Raw genomic sequence first — 23966 nt, 5'->3', positions numbered from 1 at the left:
CTTCTATAGCTTAAAATAATTGATGTATGTATCGAGATCCTTATCTCCCCTCCCTGACAAACAGAGCACGACAATATCATTGGGATTGAATTGTTTCTTTTCAAAAACTGCTAAAGCATGTGCACTCTCAATAGCAGGAATTATCCCTTCCAATTGTGCCAATTTCATTCCAGCGGTCATGGCTTCGGTATCTGTAGCTGCCAAAAACTCGGCCCTCCCAGAAGCAAACAAATGCGCATGCATGGGCCCTACTCCAGGATAATCCAAGCCCGCAGAAATAGAATAAGGCTCTGTAATCTGGCCATCCTTGGTCTGCATTAATAGGGTTTTACTTCCATGGATAATCCCCACTCTACCCAAAACCGAGGTCGCTGCACTTTCTCCGGAATCAATCCCATGACCTGCCGCCTCCACAGCAATCAATTTAACAGAAGTGTCTTCTAAAAAATGATAGTAAGCACCGGCTGCGTTACTGCCACCTCCCACACAGGCCACCACATAGTCTGGTGTTGAGGTTTGCTCATATGCCAGTAACTGTTCTTTAATTTCTTCAGAAATCACCGATTGGAACCTCGACACCATATCTGGATATGGATGCGGCCCTACCACACTTCCAATAATGTAGTGCGTATTGACAGGATTATTGATCCAATCCCTGATGGCTTCATTGGTGGCATCTTTCAAAGTCTTGCTTCCTGACAAAGCAGGAACCACCGTCGCACCCAACATTTTCATTCGGGCCACATTAGGCGCTTGCCTGGCAATGTCAATTTCTCCCATGTAAACAATACACTCCAAGCCCATCAAGGCACATACGGTAGCCGTTGCCACACCATGTTGTCCGGCACCTGTTTCGGCAATAATTCGGGTTTTGCCCAAGCGTTTGGCCATCAAAATCTGCCCAATGGTATTATTGATTTTATGAGCGCCCGTATGATTGAGGTCTTCACGTTTCAAATAGATTCTGGTGTTATACACTTCAGACAATCGCTTGGCAAAGTATAATGGCGAAGGTCTACCCACATAGTCTTTGAGCAATTGATTAAATTCAGTCTGAAACTCGGGTTCAGCCATTACCTCTAAATAATTCTGCCGTAGTTCCTCTACATTTGGATAGAGCATTTCTGGGATGAAAGCTCCTCCAAACTCCCCATAATATCCTTTGTTATTGACGTTGTAGCTCATTTATAAAGTTTTCTAGTTCATTCACATTCTTATGTCCTGCCGTAATTTCAAACCTACTGTTTACATCAATGGCATAACAATATTTTGCTGCCGAAGATTTGAAAAACCGCTTCAATATCGGCACATCTGTTGGTCCTATACCGCCACTCAAAATATAAGGTTTCGTCGAGGGGTAACTCTCCAAAATTTTCCAATTGAATAGCTCCCCATTGCCTCCTGGTAAATCTCCTTTGGTATCAAACAAAAAATAGTCACTCATGGTTTCAAAAGGTTTGATGTTATCAAAATTGAAATTCCTATCTACACTGAAGACTTTAATAATTTCCACAGATGAATCGGATATCTTATTCAATTCCTTTTTCAAACCATCTATAAACGTTACCGACTCCGCGCCATGCAACTGTACTGCTTTCAAGCCGTAATCAGTTACCTTTTTAATGACCTCTTGAATGGACGCATTTACAAACACCCCCGTCTTTTTAATAGCATCTGAAATTTCAGGAATGGTTCCTTTAAAAAATCGACTAGAGCCTTCATAGAAAATGAACCCCAAATAATCCGGTTTCAAAGCAGCTACCGCCTTGATATTATCCGAATACTTCATACCACATACCTTCAGTTTCATTGTTTCAATTGTTTTATAAATTCTAGGGCTGTTTCTTCCGGACTTTTGTTTTTCATAAAGTTTTCACCCATCAAGAAACCCGAAAACCCATAGTCCCTTAATGTTTTGATGGCTTCCAAACTGCTAATGCCACTTTCCGACACCTTTACAAATTCATCAGGAATTAGTGCACTTAGTTCTTTACTTATTTCCAGGCTCACCTCAAAAGTCTTTAGATTGCGATTGTTAACTCCCAATAGATCCAAACTAGGCATTAGGGATTTTTGAAGCTCTTCTTGGTTATGGACTTCCAACAACACTTCCAATCCTAAACTTTTTGCCAATTCTGAAAATTGTTTGATTTCATTCCTACTCAATACTGCAGCGATTAGCAAGATCACATCCGCACCGTAAGCTTTGGCCTCCACTATTTGGTATTCATCTATTATGAATTCCTTTCGCAACAATGGCAATCCGCAGCTGGCCCTAGCCAAAAGCAAATCGTCTAAAGAGCCACCAAAATACTTTCCATCCGTCAACACCGACATGCCACAAGCCCCTGCCTTTTCATAGCCTTTGGCCACATCAAACACATTGGCATCTTGATTAATTACTGCTTTAGACGGCGAACGCCTTTTATACTCGGCAATAATGCCCGAAGTGCTATTTTTCAGATGTTCACACATGGAAACCGTAGCTCTACCAAACAATACCGATTGCTCCAATTGAGAAAAAGGAATGAGTCCTTTTCGGAATTTTACTTCTTGTCTTTTGTCTTTGATAATTCGTTGTAAAATATCCATAGCTACTGACTTAAATCCCACAACAGATTAAAACGCCTTAGGGCTTCGCCACTTTCCAAGGATTCTTTGGCCATTCCATAACTTGTTTCCAAATCGGTGCCCTTTACCGTCGCGATAGCCATAGCAGCATTGGCACATACCACACTGTTTTGTGCCTCGGTGCCCTGACCTTGCAAAATATGCATGAATATTTTCGCAGAAGATTCCACAGAACCACCTCCGTGAATAGACTCTGAAGTTAAGGTCTGAACCCCAAATGATTCCGGAGTCAACATAAATTCAGCATCCCTTTGTACCACTTTGGCTGTTCCCGTTAAGGAAATTTCGTCATAACCATCCAATGCGTGAATGATACTGTATGTTTTATCGGAACCTTCGTATAAATAACTGTACAAACGCAGTAATTCCAAATTAAACACCCCAACCGCCTGGTATTTAGGTTTTGCAGGATTCACCATGGGACCTAGCATATTGAAAAAAGTCTTTACTCCCAATTCCTTCCTAATAGGCGCTACATTTTTCATGGCAGGATGGAACAAGGGTGCATGCAAAATGCAAATGCCCGTTTTGTCCAAACTCCGTTTTAAAAAGTTTCTTTTATTACTGAATTTAATACCCAAATGCTCCAACACATTGGAAGAGCCACTCGCCGAAGACACTCCATAATTACCATGCTTGGCTACATTTACCCCTGCTCCTGCCGTTACAAAAGAAGCCAAGGTTGAAATATTAAACGTATGCTTACCATCGCCACCAGTACCACATAAATCTATGGCATCATAACCATCCAAATCCACATGTATGCACAGTTCCAAAAGAGCATCTCTAAATCCCTTCAATTCTTCCACCGTGATCCCGCGCATCATGTAGATGGTGACAAAAGAGGCAATTTGGCTGTTATTGTATTCCCCTTTGGAAATATTTACCAAAACCTCTTTGGCTTCCTCACTGGAAATATACTCCTGATTGATAAGTCTGTTTAATATTTCTTTCATGTGTTTAAATCTTTTGTTGGAACTCGTTTTTTATATTGAAACCTATTCCTTGATCCAATTTTCCAACATTTGTTTTCCTTGAGGTGTCAAAACAGATTCGGGATGGAACTGCACTCCTTTTACATCGTACACTTTATGCCGTAAGGACATCACCTGCCCATTACTGTCATAAGAGGTTGCTTCCAAACTATCTGGCAAGTCTGGAGCCACCACCCAAGAATGGTAGCGTCCTACTTCTATGGTTTTATCCAATCCTTCAAAAAGTTGTTCGTTGTCCACACAAATGGTTACTTGAGTAGACACGCCATGAAACACGGTTTCTAAATTGATTAAACTTCCACCAAAGACTTCTCCAATGGCCTGTTGCCCCAAGCACACCCCAAGAATACTTTTGGTAGGCGCGTACTTTTGGATGATTGGCTTTAATAACCCTGCCTCATCAGGAATTCCCGGTCCTGGAGACAACAATATTTTATCGAAAGGCTCCACGTCTTCCAAACTAAGTTGGTCATTTCGTATTACCGTTACTTCACAATCCAAGTCTTCCAAATAATGGACCAGATTATAGGTAAAGCTGTCGTAATTGTCGATGACTAAAATCTTTTTCATTTTCTCTATTCGTTAATTCTGAATATCCTTATTTAATTCCTATATATTTTCCGCAAGTTCAAGCGCCTTGTTTAAAGCCCCCAACTTGTTATAAACTTCCTGTAATTCGGTTTCTGGAACGGATTTAGAAACCAAACCTGCTCCCGCTTGCCAATGCAATACATGATCCTTACTCACAAAAGTGCGAATCATAATGGCATGGTTAAAATTCCCATCAAAGTCCATAAACCCAATCGCACCACCGTAAAATTCCCGGCTTGTTTTTTCGTATTTCTCAATCAACTGCATAGCCATATGTTTGGGGGCTCCCGTAAGGGTTCCTGCAGGAAAGGTATCTGCCACAATTTGCATGGTTTGGGTATAAGCGTGCTTTTCTCCAATAACCTTGCTTACCAAATGGATGACATGTGAAAAAAATTGAATTTCCCTATAAGTTTCCACCTTAACATCACTACCATGGCGACTCAAATCATTTCTCGCCAAATCCACAAGCATCACATGCTCACTGTTTTCCTTTATATCATTGGCCAATTGTTTTGCCAATTGAGCATCTTCTTCATCATTTCCAGTGCGCTTAAAGGTACCTGCAATAGGATGAATTTCCGTCCGACCATCCTTAACTACCAAGTGTGCCTCGGGCGAACTTCCAAAAATTTTAAAGTCGCCATAATCGAAGTAAAACAGATATGGTGAAGGATTGATACTTCTTAACGCCCTGTACACATTGAATTCATCTCCCTTAAAATGTTGGGAGAATTTTTTAGACAGCACCAACTGAAACACATCTCCTCTAGCGCAATGCTGTTTCGCCAGTTCCACATTGGCCATATATTCTTCGTCGGAAAGATTGGAGGCTGGTTCCCCTTCCTTGGAAAAATTGAAAACAGTATAGTTTTTGGATTGTATGAGTTGATGGATTTCATCAATATTATTTTCAGCCTCGAAACAGTGGGCAAAAATATAGGCCTCATTTTTATAATGGTTGATGGCAATAATATTTTGATAAACCGCATAAAAAATATCAGGAATTCCCAAACAATCGTCTTTTTTGGAAATCTCGATATCTTCAAAAAATCGCACTGCATCATAGCCCATATATCCAAATACCCCATTATTGATAAACTTGAACTCCCTGTTTGAATGCACCTTGAAACGATGGGTGAACTTATGAATCTTCTCTATCACCTCATTGTTCTGCTTGATTTTGTTAACCAAAACACTCCTGTCAGGAAAGGTGTGGGTTATCACATTATTCTCAACCTTAAAAGTAGCAATAGGATTGCAGCAGATATAAGAAAAACTATTGTCGCTGGTATGGTAATCGCTACTTTCTAACAAAATACTATTGGGATATTGATCTCGTATTTTGAGATACACCGATACTGGTGTAATGGTATCTGCCAAGATTTTCTTGTAATGGGTATAGAGACTAAAGGTTTTCATAATGTTGGATAATTCATGATATAAAAAAAGGCCTGTCGTGAACGACAAGCCTTTATATTGAAATTTAAATATACAATAGGGTCTAATTCACGAAAATTTGATTTCGGGAACTCCACCACCATGTATTATTTAAAATTGTTTGCATTGTTTGTTTATTGAGTTTCAAAGATATAAATGTTCTCCTGTTTTTCAAATTTTTTCTCTAAAAATAATTTTCAGAAAGAAAACACCTCATCAGCCTTCCTTTTCTTGTCCTTAATTTTATGTTAAAAAATTAATTCCTACAGATACACTTTATAACTTTAGCTAATGAAAAAGATTTTAGTTTTTATTGCCCTACTTGGAATATTCTCTTGTCAAAACAACAAATCCAAGGAACCGATTGCCGAAAACAACATAGTTGAAAAACAGCAGTATGCTTTAGAAGTGCATAATTTTGATGGTATTCAACCTTACCTTACTTCCAATGACGATAAAACCTATGTAGTGAATTTTTGGGCTACTTGGTGTGCCCCTTGTGTAAAAGAGCTTCCCTATTTTGAACAATTGGGAACTAACTTTAAAGACAAGAATGTGGAAGTTATTTTAATAAGCCTTGATTTCCCGAATCAATATGAATCAAAATTGATTCCTTTTATAGAAAAGAATCAATTGCAATCTAAGGTCGTTGCCTTAAATGACCCAGATTCTAACTCTTGGATCCCAAAAGTAAGCGACAATTGGACTGGTGCTTTGCCTGCTACCCTAATCTTCAACGCCAAGGATCGAAAGTTTTTTGAAAAATCATTTGATTATAACGAACTAGAAACCGAACTTCAACACTTTTTAAACTAATTATTATGAAAACAATGAAACTTTTATTTGCCTTTGTTGCCATTTTAACTCTTTCGGCCTTCACTTCTGTTACAACAGAACCTGGGTATAGCGTGGGAGACATGGCTACAGATTTTAAACTGGAAAATACTGATGGAAGAATGATTTCCTTGTCCGATTACAAAAATGCTAAAGGATTCATCGTGGTCTTTACATGTAACACTTGCCCGTATGCAGTTGCCTATGAAGACCGCATCAACGATTTGAATAAAAAATACGCTCAAAAAGGATATCCCGTTATTGCCATCATGCCAAACAACACCGACATAAAACCAGGAGATAACCTGGAAGCCATGAAAGTAAGAGCTCAAGAAAAAGGCTTTACGTTCCCTTATTTGATAGATAAAAACCAAGAGATTTTTCCTCAATATGGAGCGACAAAAACACCTCATGTATATGTGCTTCAAAAAACCGATAAAGGAAACCAAGTTAAATATATTGGAGCTATTGATGATAACTACCAAGATGCTTCTGCTGTTAACACCAAATATGTAGAGAATGCCGTTGACGCCCTTTTACAAGGTAAAGACATCAAGGAACCACACACAAAAGCCATTGGGTGCTCTATCAAGATTTAAGACCTAACATCCTTAAAAATAAGAATCCGGAGTGTAACACTTCGGATTTTTTTTCGTCTATATGGTAAAGAAAAGTTAATTTTGTAGTTCTAAAAATACAAAAGAATGGCAGATTTAACACAAGAAGAATGGGCTGAACAGCTATCCCAAGACAATAACGCTGTGGTATTGGACGTTAGAACCCAAGACGAAGTTGACGAAGAAGGCATTATCCCTAATGCAATACATATAGACATCTACAAAGGACAAGGATTCATCTATGAACTAGAAAACTTGGACAAAAGTAAAACCTATTATGTGTACTGCAGGTCAGGAAACAGAAGCGGTCAAGCTTGTGCCATTATGAACCAATTGGGTTTTGAAAAAACCAACAATTTATTGGGAGGTTTCAGCGAATGGACTGGAGACGTAACGTCCCTCTAAAACAATATTTATGAAACATTTTCTAATCATCTTAAGTTTGGCCTTGATGGTTCTTTCCACAAGTTGTGGATTGGATTCCAAAGGCGATGGTGAAATCAACTTGGTGACACCAGATGAAATGCAAACGCTTTTGGAGTTAGAAGATGTTCAGCTCATCGATGTACGTTCTTCAGAAGAACATAATGAAGGGTACATCCCCGAATCACAAAATATAGATTTCAACTCCCCTACTTTTGATGAGGACATTTCCAAATTGGACAAAAGCAAACCTGTGATTCTCTATTGCCGAACAGGCAAGAGAAGCGCTGAATGCTCCGAAAAACTTAAGGAAGCTGGATTTGTAAAAATCTACGATTTGGACGGTGGATTTTCCAAATGGAAACACGACGGACTCGATATTGACACAAAATCATAAAATACTTTAAAACAACAAAAAAGCCGAACTTCAATGTTCGGCTTTTTTGTTGTCATTTAGTCCTTTTTTAAAGTGAATTTTAAGAATCGTTTATGGGTTTATAAGATAAGTTCTTTTAAATTTGCCGACAACCTGACAATTATCTGTAAAACACTAACTGTTTTGCAGATTTTTTAAAATTATGTTACCTAATGAACAAATTTTTAGCAAGCTTATTTTTTTTAATACTGTCCATTACCGCTACCAATGCTCAAGTTCTTGAGCCTGTAAAATGGTCAACCTCTGTTGAAAAAATTTCCGAAAACGAGTATTATTTAATTTCCAAAGCCACCATTGATAAGGGATGGCACCTTTACTCACAAAATGTTCCGGAAAACGGCCCTATAGCCACCACATTTTCTTATAACAAAACCACCGATTTTGAACTAATAAAAGAAACCCTTGAAGAAGAAGGACATGTTGTAGATGATCCTGTATTCCTTATGGAAATCAAGTTTTTTGAAGACCATGCCGAATTTAGACAACGCATTAAAGTATTAAATGCCGAATTGTCTTTGGTTAAAGGCGAAGTGGAATTCATGGTTTGTGACGACGAACGCTGTCTACCTCCTAACTTTGTTGATTTAACTTTCGACCTTACAAAAAGTGTAGCGGCAGCAGTCGAAGAAGGAGCAATCTTTAACAAAACAGAAGACAATGCCGCAGCAAACTCCAACATCATTGAACCCGTAAAATGGACAACTGCTGTTGAAAAAGTTTCTGACACCGAATACAACTTAGTATCCAAAGCCTCCATTGATAATGGGTGGCACCTATACTCTCAAAAGGTACCTAATGATGGCCCTATAGCAACAACATTTGTATACAATGAAGATGCTGCTTATCAAGTTGTAGGCAATACCGTAGAAGAAGATGGCCATACCGTAAACGATCCTGTTTTCAACATGGAAATTAAATTCTTTGAAAACACTACTGAATTTAGACAACGCATCAAAGTATTGGACAACACTTTAAAAACCGTAACTGCGGAAGTAGAGTTTATGTCCTGCAATAACACACAGTGTACTGCCCCTACTTATGTAGACTTAAATTTCGACTTATCGAAAAGTGCAGCCGCTTCAGTTGACAACTCTACAGAGATTAGTGAAACATCAACCGAAGATGAAAAAGGCCTTCTGGGAATTTTCTTTGTAGCCTTCCTTTCTGGTTTTGCCGCCTTGCTCACTCCTTGCGTATTCCCAATGATTCCTATGACCGTAAGCTTTTTTACAAAACAAAGTAAAAGTAAAGCTGCAGGAATCAGAAATGCTGTTATTTATGGTGTTTCAATTATCGTAATCTATGTGCTTTTAGGGATTTTGGTAAGTTTAATATTTGGAGCCGATGCTCTGAATGCCCTATCTACAAACGTATGGTTCAACCTCATATTTTTTATCTTATTGTTGGTTTTTGCGGCCTCCTTTTTGGGAGCTTTCGAAATATTGCTTCCTAACTCATGGGCCAATAAAGTAGATTCACAAGCCGATAGAGGCGGGATGATCGGTATCTTTTTTATGGCTCTAGCCTTAGCTATCGTGTCCTTTTCTTGTACGGGACCAATTGTTGGAACCTTATTGGTACAAGCTGCAGCTGGAGGAAGTCAAGTAGGACCAATTGTTGGAATGTTAGGATTCTCTTTGGCCATAGCCTTACCTTTTGCCTTGTTTGCAGCATTCCCAGGATGGTTAAACTCCTTGCCTAAATCTGGAGGATGGTTAAACACGGTTAAAGTTGTTCTAGGATTTTTAGAATTAGCTCTTGCATTCAAATTTTTATCCAATGCCGATTTGGTATTACAAACACACTTCTTAGAACGAGAAGTATTTATCGCTATTTGGATTGCTATTTTTGGAGCTTTAGCTTTTTATCTGTTCGGAAAAATTCAATTACCGCACGATTCGCCTATTTCCCACATTTCTGTAGGAAGATTGAGTTTAGGACTTTTAGTATTGTCGTTCACTATTTATATGATTCCTGGACTTTGGGGAGCGCCTTTAAATTTAATCAGTGCCTTCCCTCCTCCATTGGATTATAGTGAGTCTCCATACGGTGTTGGAAATTCAAAAGGAGGCGGAGCCGCTGCTTCCGTGAGCCACGAAGATCTTCCTGACGGCGCACATTTATTGGCTCCTCACCAAATTTTAGCCTTCAACGATTACGACAAAGGCTTGGCTTATGCCAAAGAAGTTGGCAAACCGGTAATGCTTGACTTTACAGGGTGGGCCTGTGTAAATTGTCGTAAAATGGAACAAAATGTTTGGGTAAAAGATAACATCTTAAGCATCTTGAAAAACGATGTGGTACTAATTTCATTGTATGTAGATGACAAGCGTCCGCTTCCTGAAGGTGAAGTGATGGAATCGCAATTGAAACCAGGAAAACAATTAAAGTATATTGGACAAAAATGGAGTGAATTCCAAACCATTAAATACAAAACCAATACACAGCCATTCTATGTGTTGATGGATCACAACGGAGACAATTTAAACACGCCTGTTGGTTACACTCCAGACGCAGAAGAATATCACACTTGGTTAGAAAATGGTTTGAACAATTTCAAAACCGAATAATAACAAAAAACCTCCCGATCGGGAGGTTTTTTTATGCCTTTTACTCGGCAACTAACTCATAACTCTCTTTGGCAATTTCCAGCTCTTCATTGGTTGGGATTACCAAAACCCTCACCTTAGAATCTGGTGTGCTGATATCTCTGGAATCCTTAGACCTAATGGCATTCAATTCTGTATTCAATTGAATTCCTAAAAAGTCCATATCCTCACATATCAAACCTCTCAACACATCACTGTTCTCGCCAATTCCTGCTGTAAATACAATGGCATCCAAACCATTCAGTGCAGCAGCATAAGCGCCTATAAACTTCTTAATGCGGTAGGCGTTCATTTCCAAAGCCAATAAGCATTCTTCATTTCCTTTCTCTGCTTCTGCTTCTATCTCACGTAAGTCACTGAATCCTGTTAAGCCCAACATCCCACTCTTTTTGGATAAAATGTCTGACATTTCTTCTTTGGAATAACCGTACTTATTCATCAAGTAAAAAATAACAGATTGATCTATGGAACCACTTCTGGTTCCCATAATCAAGCCCTCGTTAGGTCCAAACCCTAACGTATGATCCAAACTTTTACCTTCATGAATTGCTGTCATACTACAGCCATTTCCTAAATGGATAGTGATGATCTTAGCGCTTGGATTTCCTAAAAACTCAACAGCCTGCTCCGATACGTATTTATGTGAAATTCCATGAAAACCATACACACGAATTCCTTGATCCAAATACTTGTTTTCAATAGCATACTTGTATACTTTTTTAGGCAATGACTGGTGAAACGCCGTATCAAATACCGCTACTTGTTTGGCATTTGGAAAAATACGTTCTGCCACAAGTACTCCTTCATAGTTTGGAGGATTGTGCAAAGGTGCCAAAGAGAACAGACTTTTGATTTTGTGTTTCACCTTCTCATCAATTTCTATGGTATCTGAAAAATCCTTTCCTCCATGAACAATACGGTGCCCTACAATATCAATTTCATCTACATTTGAAATCACGCCCTTTTTAGGGTCCATAAGTAGTTTGGCTACTTCAGACAAACCAAAGGCATGGTCCGCCACGGGAATATTTAACGTAATCCCTTCACTGCCTTTTTTATAAACAATTGCCCCCACATCCAAACCAATACGTTCCACCAAGCCGGAGGCAACGACTGTTTCTGAAGGCATTTCAATCAATTGGAATTTAATAGAAGAACTTCCTGAATTTATTACAAGTGTTTTCATACAAATAATCTAATAAAATTATAGGCCCTGTGCCTGAATGGCTGTTAATATCACGGTGTTGAACACATCATCTATGGTACAACCTCTACTCAAATCATTTACTGGTTTGTTAAGTCCCTGCAACATTGGTCCGATGGCCAAAGCTCCAGTTTCACGCTGAACCGCTTTATAGGTATTGTTTCCAGTATTCAAATCTGGGAAAATCAATACTGTGGCTTGTCCTGCCACTTCTGAATCTGGCATTTTGCTTTTTCCAACCACAGGGTCTACAGCCGCATCATATTGAATTGGTCCCTCCACCTTTAAATCTGGGCACTGTTGTTTTACAATTTGGGTCGCTTCTCTTACGATCTCCACATCTTCACCTTTACCGGAAGACCCAGAGGAATAGGATAACATGGCTACTTTGGGCTCGATACCAAAGGCCTCACTACTTCTCGCTGAAGAAATGGCTATTTCGGCCAATTGTTCGGCATTTGGGTTTGGATTGATGGCACAGTCCCCAAAAATGGATACTCTATCATCCAAACACATAAAGAATATGGACGATACAATAGAACAACCCGGTTTGGTTTTTATAAACTGAAGTGCTGGACGAATAGTATGCTGTGTAGTATGGATTGCTCCTGAAACCATTCCATCGGCATCACCTTTATAGATCATCATGGTTCCAAAATAGGATAGATCACACATCATATCTCTAGCCATGTCCATGTTTACATTTTTGTGTTTGCGCAATTCGTAGAAGGTTTCTACATAATCCTCAAACTTTTCATATTTGGCTGGCTCAATAATCTGGATTTTGGAAGCATCCATGTTCAATCCCAATTCATCGATCTTGGTTTTGATTTCCTTCTTATTACCCAACAATACCAAGTCTACCAAATCCAACAATGAGAGCCTAGCCGCTGCCGTAAGGATACGTGAATCTGTCGCCTCTGGAAGTACAATGCATTTTTTCTCTTTTCTAGCCTTTTGAATCAATTTATACTGAAACATTCGAGGCGTCATCACCTTGGTTTCGAAAGCCGTCAATTTCTCGAAAATATCACCTAAAACAACATATTTATGGAATGTAGCTATCGAGGTTAGTATTTTCTCCTTGCTTTTGGCATAAATATTAGATTTAATACTACCTATTCTTTGGGTCACCTCAAAAGTACCTTTGTTAACAGACACGATAGGCACCACATTGGAAAGTCCATCGATCAATTTTAAAATAGGCTCTTCTGGCATCAAACCTCCTGTAAGGACGATTCCAGAAATATTTGGGTAGTTGCTCGACAAATGGGCCTGTAAGGATCCCAAAATCAAATCGGCACGGTCTCCTGGCATAATCAGCAAACTTCCCTCTTTAATATGTGTCAGGAAATTGCGAAGCTGCATAGCTCCAACGGCAAAATTCCCCGATTGGTTGCCCATATGCTCTGCTCCAAACAACACTTTTCCTTCCAAGGCATCTGTAATTTCGGTTAAGGTTGGAAATGCCAAAGTATCCACCAACGGGATGGTAAGTACCTCCACTTCTTCCGGAATAAATGACTTGATAGACTTTTGAAGTAACTTGGTATTTTCCGGTTGTATTTTATTGGCTATCAATGCCAAAATTTCTACATCTTGACTTTTAAACGTTTTATAGGCCATTTCTAAGCTGCCAATAAACTTCTCTAAAGTTTTCCCTACCCCACTGCTCACAATTACGGTAGGTAAACCCAGGTTTTTAGCAATATTGACATTCCAGTCAAATTCAAACACACTGCCTTCCCCAACAAAATCGCTACCTTCTACCAACACAAAATCATATTGGTCTTCGAGCTCCTTGTACTTCTTGATAATGATATCCAAGGACTCGCCTATTTTCCCAGCATTTCGGTTCTGAATGATCTCTTGACGGGTTAGAGCATAGGCATCTTCATAAGGGATGTCTAAATTAAAATATGTAAGAATTGTATCTATATGGTTGTCCTTAACACCCTCCTCCTGATTACTTATAATGGGTCTGAAATATGCTACTTTGGGAGTTTTTCCTAAAAGCGCCTGCATTAGTCCCAAGGACACGATTGACTTACCACTATTGGTCTCCAAGGTTGCAATATAAAGTCCTTTGTTCATGGTTGTTTACTTTTGGTTAGTAATTTAAAGAATCGCATAACTGAGATTCCTTGTTATTTTTATGAATTGAAATCTTTAAGATCAATATCGTAAAAGATTTCGTGTTATTTACCAATATCTTTTAGTGCAATTTGGCTTTGTAGCTGTTTTTGGTAATTGGGGTGCGAATTTACATGAACTACTTTATTACCTCCCATTCTATTGAATACTCTGGCTAAATTGAGCCCACCTGACTCAAAATCCTCCTTAAACACCTGTAATAAAAATAGTTAACCACGAATTTAAGGATTATTTTCCAATCCAAAACCCAAAGATGGGTGACACTACAATTAAATTTAAAAGATTGTTGGCTCTTTTTAAATTGATTAAAAACAAAGGCCCCATTTAGTATTTTAAATGAGGCCTTATCCATCAATCAACACTAACTTAATACAACATATTAAGCAGCTCTTTTATAATTTAGAAGCTAATTACGGCTTCCATCATTAGTCCATCGAATTGACCATCGTGTAAGATGTTGTCTACTGCGTACCCATCATAAGTTTGGTTTACGTACTCAGCTTTTACAAGAATGTTGTTTGTCATGAACCAACCTGCTGCTAAGTTGAATCTTGAAATATCTACATCCTCTCCAGTTCTTTCTTCAGCACTTACCATGTTGTAACGACCACCTACGTAGAAGTTTTCGTTGCGTCCAAATCTGTAGATTAACTCTCCAGCGTATTGGTTAGCACTTCTTCTTTCAGCTTCAGAATTACGTCTACCGTTAGCAATTTCAATAGTTCCAAAGAACTCCAATCCTCCATATTTCACGAATGGGTTGATCATGAAAGCTGTTACTTTGTTACCAAAGTTTGGATTGTAACGTCCAGATCTGAAGTTGTCATCAGCTCCTTCTGCTTGCATTACGTGGTAGTATCTAGATCCTGTACGGTCTGCACTGTATAGGTAAGAACTTGCAACGCTACCTGTGTTGTAAAGAGATCCTGTTAAACGTAATCTCAAATCGTCTGTAACTTGGCTGTCATATCCTACTTTTGCTAAGAAAGAAGCTCCGTTAGCATCGTTTTTCACTGTAGACTGGTTCAATTTACCATTAGAGAAACCTACCATTCCAAGGAATCCACTGTGAGTATAGTAAAGTTCAGCACCTACTTCTGTAGTGAAGGCATCCATGATCAAGTTTCCAACAAATGGGTTGTAGATAGCTTGAGCGTTATCACTTCTTCTAAAGTGAGCATCACCGTAGTTGTTTTCCATGTGCCCAATTCTAACAGTGGTGTGTTTCATTAGGTCTTCCAAAAGTCCTTCTTTGATGAAGTCTAATTTGTCAATTTGGAAATATCCACCTTTTACATATGGTTCCGGGTGGTGTCTAGAACTCAAGTAAGTTCTTAAGTGCATACGTACCCCATCTGCAAGTGCCACGTCTAAATCTAAGTTTGCTGTCGCTAGGTTAAAGTTGCTTCCCAATTCATCCAAAGCTAATGGGTTTCCTTCTGCATCTATTCCTGAAGTTTCATGATCCAAACCTTGGAATTGTAAGGCGAAAGACCCACCTACTCTTACTCTAAGACCATCGAAAGTTGAAATAGTATCCTTTACATCTTCGAATACGTTAACCCCGTTTTTATCTGGTTCTCTATAATTGTCTAAACTTCTATTATTTTTTTGGGCAAAACCGTTAAGTCCTCCGATTAACATTACTGCCACTACTGAATTTGTAAAAATTGATTTCATGTTTTAAAATTTTTTGCGTTAGATTTTGTTGTTTTTATTTAGTTTATCATGATGGTATTAAATTCTATGGTAAGCGCATCTCCAGTGGTCACTGCACCAAACATTGCTGTTGGAGGCTCAACTTTAAAGTCGGTCATTTTAATATCCTTACTTCCTTTAAGCGTTGCTTGATTTCCTTTTACAGTAAGCTCGAAATCCAAGGTCACTTTTTTGGTGGCTCCTGAAATGGTCAAGTTTCCTTCGGCGGCCACTTTATATTTTCCATTTCCTAGATCCTGAACACTTTTTGTGTTTAAAAGCTCAAAAGTGATGTACTTATATTTTCCAGTGTTTAAGGCTTTATAAGTGTTCTTGTCCATGGCAGACTTTCCACTCTTCAAGCTTTCTGCCTCGATTTCAATTTTAAGACTATTGATTGTAAGGCCATCTGTTGTTGCAATGTCCAAACTCCCTTTTTGAGTTTCTGCAGTCTCCTCCCAATCGTGCAAGCTTGAGGTTCCTTTCACCACCAAAGTAGAACTTTGGTTGTTCAACTTGAACTGTTGTGCAAAAGAGGCCGTAGACGAAATGAACAGAAGTGCCAATACACTAAGAGCGATGTTCATTTTGTTAAGCGTTTTCATATCCGTTTTGTTTTTAATTATGGTACAAAGATGCAACCCATGTAAGAATTAAAATATGACGATAATCATACACCGACATAAAACACTGACAATAAATCATTTAAGGTGTGTAAAATTTTTACTACAAGGGTCTGCAAGAATGGAAAATTCTTTTGAATTAAAAAGGAAGAAATAAAAAAATCGCCCAAAGGCGATTTTCATTTAAATAGTCATGGAAAATATAGGTTTTCCAGAGCTCTTTTTTTGGAGTTTGACATCAAAAGCCATACATACATTCCTTACGAAAGGCACTCCTTTTTCTGTAATCCTAATAGCGTGATCCCCTATTTCAATAAGACCGTCCAGTTCCATTTCATGAAGTTGCGAAACTACTTCTGGCAAACTCTCAAAATATGTTCCCTCATTTTCCCAAGACGTTTTGAATTGGCACATCAATCCTAAAATATGTTTTCTAATGATTAAATCTTCCTCATTTAATATGTGACCCCTAAACACAGGAATCAACCCCTCATCTATCAACTGTTTGTAGGTCTCGATATCTTTGGCATTTTGGGCAAAGGCATACCAACTATCTCCAATAGCCGAAACTCCCAAACCAATCATCATTTGGGTTTTTGAAGCCGTATAGCCCATAAAGTTTCTATGCAACTGGTCAGTTTTCATAGCTGTATACATAGAATCTGTAGGCAGCGCAAAGTGGTCCATACCAATCTCCATATAACCTACCTGCTCCAACAAGGCTTTTCCGTTTTCGTATTGTTGCCGTCTACTTTCTGCCGAAGGCAAATCTTCTTCATTAAATCCACGTTGACCATTCCCTTTAATCCACGGTGTGTGGGCATAGCCATAAAACGCAATGCGATCTGGCTTTAAAGCTTTGGTATAAGCTATGGTAGTTTCAATATGTTCCATCTCCTGGAAGGGCAGTCCAAAAATAATGTCATGTCCAACCGAAGTATACCCAATAGCTCTAGCCAATTCGGTGACTCTCTTTACATTTTCAAAAGGTTGCACACGATGGATGGCCTTTTGCACCTTTTCATTATAGTCCTGAACTCCAAAACTCACTCTTCGGAATCCTAAATCATACAAGGTCTGTAAATGTGCTTCCGTAGTATTGTTAGGATGACCTTCAAAACTGAATTCATAACCTTCTGCCAAATCAACATTCTCCAGAATACCTTGGATAAGTAGCTGCAAATGCTCTGGCGAAAAAAAAGTAGGGGTCCCCCCTCCTAAATGCAATTCCTTAATACATGGTCTTTCAGGCAAAATTTCACAATACAGGGCCCATTCGCGCAGTACATAATCTATATAAGGTTTCTCAACATCATGACGTTTCGTAATACGTTTATTGCAACCACAGAAAGTGCATAAACTTTCGCAATAAGGCAGGTGAATGTAAAGACTAATGCCCTCTTCCTTACTTTCAACAAATGAAGTTTTTAAGGATGTTTTCCACTGTTCCAAAGAAAAGGAATCCACATCCCAAAATGGCACCGTTGGATAACTGGTGTATCGTGGTCCTGGAACGTTATATTTATTGACTAGGTTACAATTCATTTACAATATAATTTTTGCCAAAAATAAAATGTATGCCATCATTTGCATATGACATATATCAGTTTAAAAACCAACCATCTCCAAAAGGAGACAATTGGTTTTCATGCAATAAAAAAAGCTATTTGGTTGGTCGGTGTTCATGGAACACCAAAAATGGAATATTCGTTAAATAGGTTAGTTTCTTAACACTTGGCTGAAACAACAAGCGTTGCATATAGTTTAGATTTTTTGCTACCAAAGCAATCAAATCCACACCCTGATCCTCTACAAAAGACTGTATGGCCGCCTCCAATTTTTTATCATTGAAGAAATTGAAACTATGATGAAAATATCTCAAAAAAGCCTCTAAGTAGGTTTTGTTTTTTATTTGATCAGGGAAGAGCTCACTGTCCTTTTTACATACGTGCAATACCCTAAAATTAGTGTCAAAGCGCTTTAAAATAGCACCTATAGACTTTAAGGTATCATCGTTATAAATCATGGAAAAATCCGTTGGGAAAACGATTTCCTTACAATCTTTAAACTTAGCATGTTCAGGTACTACCAAAGCATTGCATTTCACCTTGGTAATGATTTCGTGGGTATGGGTTCCTATACCCCCATTTTTAAATTCATTGGCGCCTTTGGTACCAATAACGATGACATCTATTTTTAGATTTTTCACCTGATTGCGGATGGATTCCACAAAAAAGTTATAGTCTGTCAAAATGTGCAATGTGAAGTGATGCCCTTGCGGCAACTCTTGTTCCAAAGTTTGACGCAGCTGCTCCAATTTTGCTAGTACCTTTTCCTGATGGGCAGAAAGTTCTGCTGCCGACAAATTGGACATACCATTTTTCAACACAATTATATGCAGCAAAAAGAACTCACAAGTTTCCCCTTCATAAAACTTAAGGGCGTATCTTATAGAGTTCAATGAATTTTCTGAAAAATCTGTTGGTAATAGTATATTTTTCATTGTTCACACTTTCTTACACAAAAGTAATTTGAAAGTGAAACTAAAAATATGATTTAAATCATACCCTCAAAGGAAACAAATGCTAATGCATGTCCTGAAGCCTCTCTAAATCTAGGATTCGGATGTTTTTACCTTTGATTTCTATAATGCCTTGTTTCTTAAAATTGGAAAGTGTTCTTATTAAAGTTTCAGGTGCAATTCCCGCCACACTGGCTAAATCACTCCTTGAAATTGTAATGGCCTTATTGGTATCGTGATTCAATTTTTCGGCAAATTTAATAATGGTAGTAGCCGTTTTTTTGTTTACGGAACTATAGGCCATTTGCAACAATTGGTCCTTGATCCCCAAAATATCGTTGGTAAGCAATTGCATTAATTCCAATGCTATTTTGTGGTTGTGATCCAACAACTCCTTGAGGGTTTTCTTTGAAATACAAGCCACTTGGGTATCTACAATGGCCGTAGCAGTTTCCTGATAGGGTCTGTCTTGCGAAAAGGAAGCGTAACCAAACAGGTCATCTTCATTGTAAAGCGCTGTGGTAAGGTCTTTCCCTAACTCATCCAGTTTATGGCTTTTTACAGATCCTTTCGTGATTAAATAAATGAAGTTGGAATTCTGGCCTTCCTCGTAAATGGTATCCCCTTTTTGAAAACAAAGTACTTCACCATTATCATCAAAAAAGTTTTTAAGGTCGTTTAGAGTTTCCAATTCATCTACATCTGCTTCTTCCACAGCAACATCATTGGTAGCACGTTGGTCTTTTAAAATTTCAGACTTGGCCAACCTACTTTCTATGGCATTGATAAGTTCGTCTTCCTGAAAAGGTTTTGGGATGTAATCATCGGCACCCAATTCCATCCCCTTCCTAACGTCTTTACGCTCGGTTTTTGCAGAAAGAAATATGAAGGGAATATACTTTGTTGCTTCATCTTTGGATAAGGCCTCCAACACCCCATAACCATCAAGCTCGGGCATCATAATATCGCATATCACGATGTTTGGGAGATCCTCTTTTATATGTTCAATTGCCTGTTTACCATTAGGAGCCGTATTTACCGTATAGCCTGAAAGTTCTAATAATTCGGCGGTATTTTCCCTAAGCATGGTATCATCTTCAATCAACAGTATTTTCTTCATATTTCAATTTTATTTGGGATCGACATGATAAAGGTTGTCCCCTGATTTTCTTTGCTGTCAAAGGTAAGGTTCCCGCCTAAATTTTTCAAGTGACTTTTCACAATATTCAGTCCAATTCCGGTACCTTCCACCAGCAATACATTTTCTGCCCTAAAGTAACGTTTGAATATGTTTTTCTGATCTTTTTTAGGAATCCCCATACCTTCATCAATCACCTTAAAAATGGTATCGTCCTTCTTCTGCTTGATCACGATTTTTATGGTAGAATTTTCTGGAGAATATTTGATGGCATTACGTACTAAATTGGATAATCCCAATTCTACAATTTTTTCATCTTGGGTAAGACTGATATCATCAATATCTTCTGGATAGATGATGTTCTGACCTTCTTTTAATAGCATATTACAGTCATACACCACTTCGTTCACCACTTTACTCAACTTAAAAGTGCTTACCTGATAGCTGATATTCCCTGTTTCCAATTTTTCTATGGAAAGGAAGTCTGTAAGAATGTTATTAAGGTAATGTACTTTATTGGTGATGTTACCTATTTGCTTATCACGTTTTTCCTGCTGCTCCTCCAGTTTATATTTGCTCAACAGCATGGTAGAGGTTAAAATACCACTTAGCGGCGTTTTAAACTCATGGGACACCAAGGAGAGGAATTTGGTCTTTAAATCGTTGAGTTCCTTTTCCTTTTTAAGGGCCTTTTTCACCTTTCTTTCGGCTTCCAAGCGCTTTTCATTTTCCTTTCTTAATTCCAAGTTCAGCAGTTGAAGCTCCTCTACGGAATCACTTAAGTCCTGTGTTCTCTTGGCTACTTTTTGCTCCAACTCGGCATTCAAATCCAGAATCTCCTTCTCGTGCTGCTTTCTAATGGAAATATCACTAATGATGGCCATGACAATCTTTTCGCCATGAAGTTCTATAATGTTCAAACCAATTTCCACAGGAAAGAGCTTTCCGTCCTTTCTCAATGCGAACAGATCCATACCCTTCCCCATTTGTCGAGACCTGTCTTCAGCAATAAATATGCTTACTTTTTTCTCATGACCGTGTTGATTAGCTTTCGGGAGAAGAATAGATAAGGGTTGCTCCAAGAGTTCATCATGTTCATAGCCAAACATTCTCTCTGCAGAAGTATTGGTCGCAATAATAGTATGATTCTGGTTTACAACAACTACCCCTTCGGAAACAGATTCAAAAAGGAGCTGAAAGACATCGTTTTCTCTTTTTAGCATGGCAAGACGTTACAAGCAACTAATGTACAAAAGAGTTTTGAAGAAGCTAGCAATATTCCAATTAACTTGCCCAAAATACCCCACAAAAAAAGACCTTTTTAAAAGGCCCTTTATAACATCTTGAATACATCTTTTTTAGAATGATTTGTATTTAAATTTCTGACCTCCAACAGACACTTCGGCCATCAAACCTCCCTTAGTATGAGTAAACACTGCCACACCATCCTTGTATTTCATATCCAAACTTTTTCCTTCTGTTAAAGCTGTTGCCGAAATACCTGCGTCAAATTCAAATTTACTTTCCTTAAACTTATCAACTTCTTCCTTGGTTTCAAAAAAGATTACCTCTATTAAGGCCTGACCTCCAATTTGGGCCCCCACACTGATTTCCTTCACGCTTGCCATTCCCTTTTTATGGCCATATTCATACAATACACCATTACCTGAAGCCCCGCCAATAATAAGTCCACCTTTCCCTACATTGGGAAACACTACACAGCCAGCAGATTTATCGAAGTACTCCCGTAATCCTGGGTTCACTTCCAATAAAGTTGCAACCGCCTTATCGGCTTCCTCGATTATTTTTTGATCTTTACTTGATTGTGCGGACAGTGTCAACGCCAGATTCCCTACCAAAAGGAAAACCATTAATTTTTTAAAATGTCTCATAGTCTTTTTACGGTTTAAACAGTTAATTAACAGAGAGTTAATTTACCAAAAACCAATGACTTTTTGAAATTGACAGCATTTTATTTTTAACAAACCTTCTCTGTTACAAACAGTTGCAAAAACCAGGTCCTTTCTAGCCTAAAATCGACAGTAAAAACCATAGATATTTAGTACTTTTAAAGTGTCTAATTAACATTTAAAATGAAAAAATTAACCCTACTACTTATTGCAATTATAAGTGTTTCCTGTTCCAAAAAGGAAACGCAAAAACTACTGTCCAACCCCTCAAACACCATATCCGTTGAAGTTGGCCTAAATGCCCACAAACAGCCTTACTACCTAGTGTATGACAAGACCGAATTGGTGATTGACTCTTCAAGTTTGGGGCTTGTGCGCGAGGATGCCAACTTTTTCAACAACATGACTTTAAAGGGCATTTCCGAAGCAACAAAAGTTTCGGATAAGTATAGCATGCTTCACGGCAAGCAAAAACATATGACTTATGAGGCCAACCAATACACCGTTGACCTTGAAAACGAAAATGGACAACCTATGCAAATTGTCTTCAACCTTTCAGATGACGGGATTGCCTTTAAATATGTATTCCCAAACACTTCTGAAGACATCAAAAAAATCACGGAAGAACTGACTACTTACAACTTCCCAACGTCAGCCAAAGCTTGGGTACAACCTATGTCCAAAGCTAAAACTGGCTGGAGCAGCACCAATCCTTCCTACGAAGAACACTACTATCAAAATGTAGCTATCAACACCAAATCGGAGATTGGTGAAGGTTGGGTATACCCGGCACTTTTCAATACCAATGACACTTGGGTGCTGATTTCAGAAACTGCTTTGGAACCTAATTATTGTGGTACCCATTTACAGTATAAGGACGATAAAAAGTCGCTGCAAGTGGTATTTCCTCAAAAAGAAGAGTTCTTCCCAGGCGGTGCCCTTAACCCAGAATCCAAATTACCTTGGGAAACTCCTTGGCGCATCCTTGCCATTGGCGATCTTGCTACGGTTACCGAAAGTACTTTGGGAACCGATCTTGCCAAGCCTGCTATGGATATGGACACATCGTTTATAAAAGGAGGTCTTGCCTCTTGGAGTTGGGTTTTGTTGAAAGATGATTTTATTACTTACGACACTACCAAAAAGTTCATCGATTATTCTGCTTCCATGAATTGGCCTTACTGCCTTATCGATGTGAATTGGGACCAAAAAATAGGCAACGAAAAGATCAAGGAATTAGCCGAATATGCCAATTCTAAAGGTGTTAAAATATTGGTTTGGTATAACTCATCAGGAGATTGGAATGAGACGCCTTATACTCCAAAAAGTAAACTACTTACTCATGATAACCGTGCAGCTGAATTTCAAAAGTTAGTGGATTTAGGAGTTTCTGGTGTTAAGATTGATTTCTTTGGAGGTGATGGGCAATCCATGATTGCCTATTACCATGACATCCTTAAAGATGCAGCTGAACATAAGCTTTTAGTGAACTTCCACGGTTGTACCTTGCCTAGAGGTTGGCAACGTACCTACCCTCACTTGATGACCATGGAATCCATAATGGGGGAAGAATTTGTAACCTTCGACCAAAAAAACGCCGATTTACAGCCTAACCACTGTACCATGTTACCTTTTACTAGAAATGTGTTTGACCCAATGGACTTTACCCCAATGGTATTGGATTCCATTACCAACATCAACAGAAAGACCACCAACACTTTTGAATTGGCATTGCCTATTCTATTTACATCAGGGGTGCAACATATGGCAGAAATTCCAGAAGGCATGAAAAAGCAACCAGACTATATCGTAGACTTCCTAAAGGATATTCCAGTAAATTGGGACAGCAGTAAATTTGTGTCTGGATTCCCAGGGAAAGATGTCGTAATGGCAAGAAAGTACAACGGAAATTGGTATGTAGTAGGTATCAACGGAGAAGACAAAGCCAAAACTTTAGAAATGGACCTTTCTTTTATTGGAGAAGGTAACGGAACCATGATTGCTGATGAAGATGATAAATTTGTATTGGAACCCGTAAATGCAGCTACTGTAAAAACTGTAGAAGTACAGCCTTATGGTGGATTTGTAATGAAGTTTTAACCTCATCATCACCTATAAAAAAAGCGGGCCTTGGCCCGCTTT

At 38.6% G+C, this 23966-nt stretch carries 21 protein-coding genes; 6 read left to right on the top strand and 15 right to left on the bottom strand.

Translation table 11 applies throughout. The features are described 5' to 3' along the window. Positions 1–3 precede the first annotated feature (3 nt). Genes trpB through AC6I5C_RS07215 form a run of 6 tightly spaced genes read right to left on the bottom strand, consistent with a single transcriptional unit; the run spans position 4 to position 5639 of the window. Positions 4–1185: a tryptophan synthase subunit beta gene (trpB, locus tag AC6I5C_RS07240; RefSeq protein ID WP_497904587.1), complete on the bottom strand. Its 1182-nt coding sequence runs from the start codon at positions 1183–1185 to the stop codon at positions 4–6. After that, positions 1166–1810: a phosphoribosylanthranilate isomerase gene (locus AC6I5C_RS07235; protein ID WP_497904586.1), complete on the bottom strand. Its 645-nt coding sequence runs from the start codon at positions 1808–1810 to the stop codon at positions 1166–1168. Before AC6I5C_RS07235 ends, trpB begins: the two co-directional genes overlap by 20 nt. Then, positions 1807–2592, bottom strand: coding sequence for an indole-3-glycerol phosphate synthase TrpC (gene trpC, locus AC6I5C_RS07230; RefSeq protein ID WP_497904585.1), 786 nt, complete (start codon positions 2590–2592; stop codon positions 1807–1809). The genes AC6I5C_RS07235 and trpC overlap by 4 nt, the downstream gene beginning before the upstream one ends. A 2-nt stretch (positions 2593–2594) precedes the next feature. After that, positions 2595–3587, bottom strand: a complete 993-nt coding sequence (trpD, locus tag AC6I5C_RS07225) for an anthranilate phosphoribosyltransferase (protein ID WP_497904584.1) — start codon at positions 3585–3587, stop codon at positions 2595–2597. 42 nt (positions 3588–3629) lie between these two features. Beyond that, entirely contained in the window at positions 3630–4196 is a 567-nt protein-coding gene (locus AC6I5C_RS07220) for an anthranilate synthase component II (protein WP_076664100.1), read from the bottom strand. Between the two features lie 39 nt (positions 4197–4235). Next, on the bottom strand, positions 4236–5639 hold the full coding sequence (locus AC6I5C_RS07215) for an anthranilate synthase component I family protein (RefSeq protein ID WP_497904583.1): 1404 nt from the start codon (positions 5637–5639) through the stop codon (positions 4236–4238). Between the two features lie 309 nt (positions 5640–5948). Here AC6I5C_RS07215 and AC6I5C_RS07210 point away from each other — a divergent pair, with 309 nt between their 5' ends. From AC6I5C_RS07210 to AC6I5C_RS07190, 5 genes are all read left to right on the top strand, one after another. Then, a complete protein-coding gene (locus AC6I5C_RS07210; protein ID WP_497904582.1) occupies positions 5949–6473 on the top strand; it encodes a redoxin domain-containing protein in 525 nt (174 codons plus the stop codon). Between the two features lie 5 nt (positions 6474–6478). Further along, complete coding sequence (locus AC6I5C_RS07205; RefSeq protein ID WP_497904581.1) at positions 6479–7090, top strand: thioredoxin family protein; 612 nt, start codon at positions 6479–6481, stop codon at positions 7088–7090. 105 nt (positions 7091–7195) lie between these two features. Next, complete coding sequence (locus tag AC6I5C_RS07200) at positions 7196–7513, top strand: rhodanese-like domain-containing protein (protein WP_497904580.1); 318 nt, start codon at positions 7196–7198, stop codon at positions 7511–7513. 10 nt (positions 7514–7523) lie between these two features. Continuing rightward, positions 7524–7928 (top strand): rhodanese-like domain-containing protein, encoded by a 405-nt coding sequence (locus AC6I5C_RS07195; protein WP_497904579.1) that lies wholly within the window; start codon positions 7524–7526, stop codon positions 7926–7928. 191 nt (positions 7929–8119) lie between these two features. Next, positions 8120–10537: a protein-disulfide reductase DsbD family protein gene (locus AC6I5C_RS07190; RefSeq protein WP_497904578.1), complete on the top strand. Its 2418-nt coding sequence runs from the start codon at positions 8120–8122 to the stop codon at positions 10535–10537. A 40-nt stretch (positions 10538–10577) separates the two neighbouring features. On the opposite strand, the gene AC6I5C_RS07185 is transcribed toward AC6I5C_RS07190, so the two are convergent. The 9 genes from AC6I5C_RS07185 to AC6I5C_RS07145 all read right to left on the bottom strand — a co-directional run bounded on the left by AC6I5C_RS07185 (position 10578) and on the right by AC6I5C_RS07145 (position 21806). Then, entirely contained in the window at positions 10578–11762 is a 1185-nt protein-coding gene (locus tag AC6I5C_RS07185; protein WP_497904577.1) for an acetate/propionate family kinase, read from the bottom strand. Between the two features lie 18 nt (positions 11763–11780). Then, positions 11781–13874 carry a phosphate acetyltransferase gene (gene pta, locus AC6I5C_RS07180; RefSeq protein WP_497904576.1) on the bottom strand — a complete coding sequence of 698 codons (2094 nt, stop codon included), beginning with the start codon at positions 13872–13874 and terminating at the stop codon, positions 11781–11783. Between the two features lie 459 nt (positions 13875–14333). Beyond that, entirely contained in the window at positions 14334–15614 is a 1281-nt protein-coding gene (locus AC6I5C_RS07175) for a hypothetical protein (RefSeq protein ID WP_497904575.1), read from the bottom strand. 38 nt (positions 15615–15652) lie between these two features. Next, the gene (locus tag AC6I5C_RS07170; protein WP_497904574.1) at positions 15653–16237 is read right to left on the bottom strand and encodes a YceI family protein; all 585 of its coding nucleotides are present in this window, start codon (positions 16235–16237) and stop codon (positions 15653–15655) included. A gap of 201 nt (positions 16238–16438) precedes the next feature. Next, positions 16439–17800, bottom strand: coding sequence for an oxygen-independent coproporphyrinogen III oxidase (hemN, locus tag AC6I5C_RS07165; protein ID WP_497904573.1), 1362 nt, complete (start codon positions 17798–17800; stop codon positions 16439–16441). A 118-nt stretch (positions 17801–17918) separates the two neighbouring features. Beyond that, positions 17919–18758 (bottom strand): universal stress protein, encoded by an 840-nt coding sequence (locus AC6I5C_RS07160; protein ID WP_497904572.1) that lies wholly within the window; start codon positions 18756–18758, stop codon positions 17919–17921. 82 nt (positions 18759–18840) lie between these two features. Next, positions 18841–19896 (bottom strand): response regulator, encoded by a 1056-nt coding sequence (locus tag AC6I5C_RS07155; protein WP_053975821.1) that lies wholly within the window; start codon positions 19894–19896, stop codon positions 18841–18843. After that, complete coding sequence (locus tag AC6I5C_RS07150) at positions 19893–21137, bottom strand: PAS domain-containing sensor histidine kinase (protein WP_497904571.1); 1245 nt, start codon at positions 21135–21137, stop codon at positions 19893–19895. Before AC6I5C_RS07150 ends, AC6I5C_RS07155 begins: the two co-directional genes overlap by 4 nt. 135 nt (positions 21138–21272) lie before the next feature. Further along, the gene (locus tag AC6I5C_RS07145) at positions 21273–21806 is read right to left on the bottom strand and encodes a lipid-binding SYLF domain-containing protein (protein ID WP_053975823.1); all 534 of its coding nucleotides are present in this window, start codon (positions 21804–21806) and stop codon (positions 21273–21275) included. 201 nt (positions 21807–22007) lie between these two features. On the opposite strand from AC6I5C_RS07145, the gene AC6I5C_RS07140 reads away from it, so the two are divergent. Further along, a complete protein-coding gene (locus AC6I5C_RS07140) occupies positions 22008–23924 on the top strand; it encodes a glycoside hydrolase family 97 protein (protein ID WP_497904570.1) in 1917 nt (638 codons plus the stop codon). The last annotated feature ends 42 nt before the right edge of the window (positions 23925–23966 follow it).

This window comes from Mangrovimonas sp. sgz306409, assembly GCF_059735265.1.
The sequence above is the reverse complement of the archived record's forward strand: the minus strand, read 5'-3'. Positions and strand labels throughout refer to the sequence as shown.

Excerpts from the sequence above, each read along its gene's own strand:
- AC6I5C_RS07205 (WP_497904581.1), top strand. The coding sequence starts at position 6,479 with ATGAAAACAATGAAACTTTTATTTGCCTTTGTTGCCATTTTAACTCTT.
- AC6I5C_RS07185 (WP_497904577.1), bottom strand. The coding sequence starts at position 11,762 with ATGAAAACACTTGTAATAAATTCAGGAAGTTCTTCTATTAAATTCCAA.
- AC6I5C_RS07145 (WP_053975823.1), bottom strand. The coding sequence starts at position 21,806 with ATGAGACATTTTAAAAAATTAATGGTTTTCCTTTTGGTAGGGAATCTG.
- AC6I5C_RS07195 (WP_497904579.1), top strand. The coding sequence starts at position 7,524 with ATGAAACATTTTCTAATCATCTTAAGTTTGGCCTTGATGGTTCTTTCC.
- trpC (WP_497904585.1), bottom strand. The coding sequence starts at position 2,592 with ATGGATATTTTACAACGAATTATCAAAGACAAAAGACAAGAAGTAAAA.
- AC6I5C_RS07210 (WP_497904582.1), top strand. The coding sequence starts at position 5,949 with ATGAAAAAGATTTTAGTTTTTATTGCCCTACTTGGAATATTCTCTTGT.
- AC6I5C_RS07215 (WP_497904583.1), bottom strand. The coding sequence starts at position 5,639 with ATGAAAACCTTTAGTCTCTATACCCATTACAAGAAAATCTTGGCAGAT.
- AC6I5C_RS07170 (WP_497904574.1), bottom strand. The coding sequence starts at position 16,237 with ATGAAAACGCTTAACAAAATGAACATCGCTCTTAGTGTATTGGCACTT.
- trpD (WP_497904584.1), bottom strand. The coding sequence starts at position 3,587 with ATGAAAGAAATATTAAACAGACTTATCAATCAGGAGTATATTTCCAGT.
- AC6I5C_RS07175 (WP_497904575.1), bottom strand. The coding sequence starts at position 15,614 with ATGAAATCAATTTTTACAAATTCAGTAGTGGCAGTAATGTTAATCGGA.
- AC6I5C_RS07160 (WP_497904572.1), bottom strand. The coding sequence starts at position 18,758 with ATGAAAAATATACTATTACCAACAGATTTTTCAGAAAATTCATTGAAC.
- AC6I5C_RS07235 (WP_497904586.1), bottom strand. The coding sequence starts at position 1,810 with ATGAAACTGAAGGTATGTGGTATGAAGTATTCGGATAATATCAAGGCG.
- AC6I5C_RS07220 (WP_076664100.1), bottom strand. The coding sequence starts at position 4,196 with ATGAAAAAGATTTTAGTCATCGACAATTACGACAGCTTTACCTATAAT.
- hemN (WP_497904573.1), bottom strand. The coding sequence starts at position 17,800 with ATGAATTGTAACCTAGTCAATAAATATAACGTTCCAGGACCACGATAC.
- AC6I5C_RS07200 (WP_497904580.1), top strand. The coding sequence starts at position 7,196 with ATGGCAGATTTAACACAAGAAGAATGGGCTGAACAGCTATCCCAAGAC.
- pta (WP_497904576.1), bottom strand. The coding sequence starts at position 13,874 with ATGAACAAAGGACTTTATATTGCAACCTTGGAGACCAATAGTGGTAAG.
- AC6I5C_RS07150 (WP_497904571.1), bottom strand. The coding sequence starts at position 21,137 with ATGCTAAAAAGAGAAAACGATGTCTTTCAGCTCCTTTTTGAATCTGTT.
- AC6I5C_RS07155 (WP_053975821.1), bottom strand. The coding sequence starts at position 19,896 with ATGAAGAAAATACTGTTGATTGAAGATGATACCATGCTTAGGGAAAAT.
- AC6I5C_RS07190 (WP_497904578.1), top strand. The coding sequence starts at position 8,120 with ATGAACAAATTTTTAGCAAGCTTATTTTTTTTAATACTGTCCATTACC.
- trpB (WP_497904587.1), bottom strand. The coding sequence starts at position 1,185 with ATGAGCTACAACGTCAATAACAAAGGATATTATGGGGAGTTTGGAGGA.
- AC6I5C_RS07140 (WP_497904570.1), top strand. The coding sequence starts at position 22,008 with ATGAAAAAATTAACCCTACTACTTATTGCAATTATAAGTGTTTCCTGT.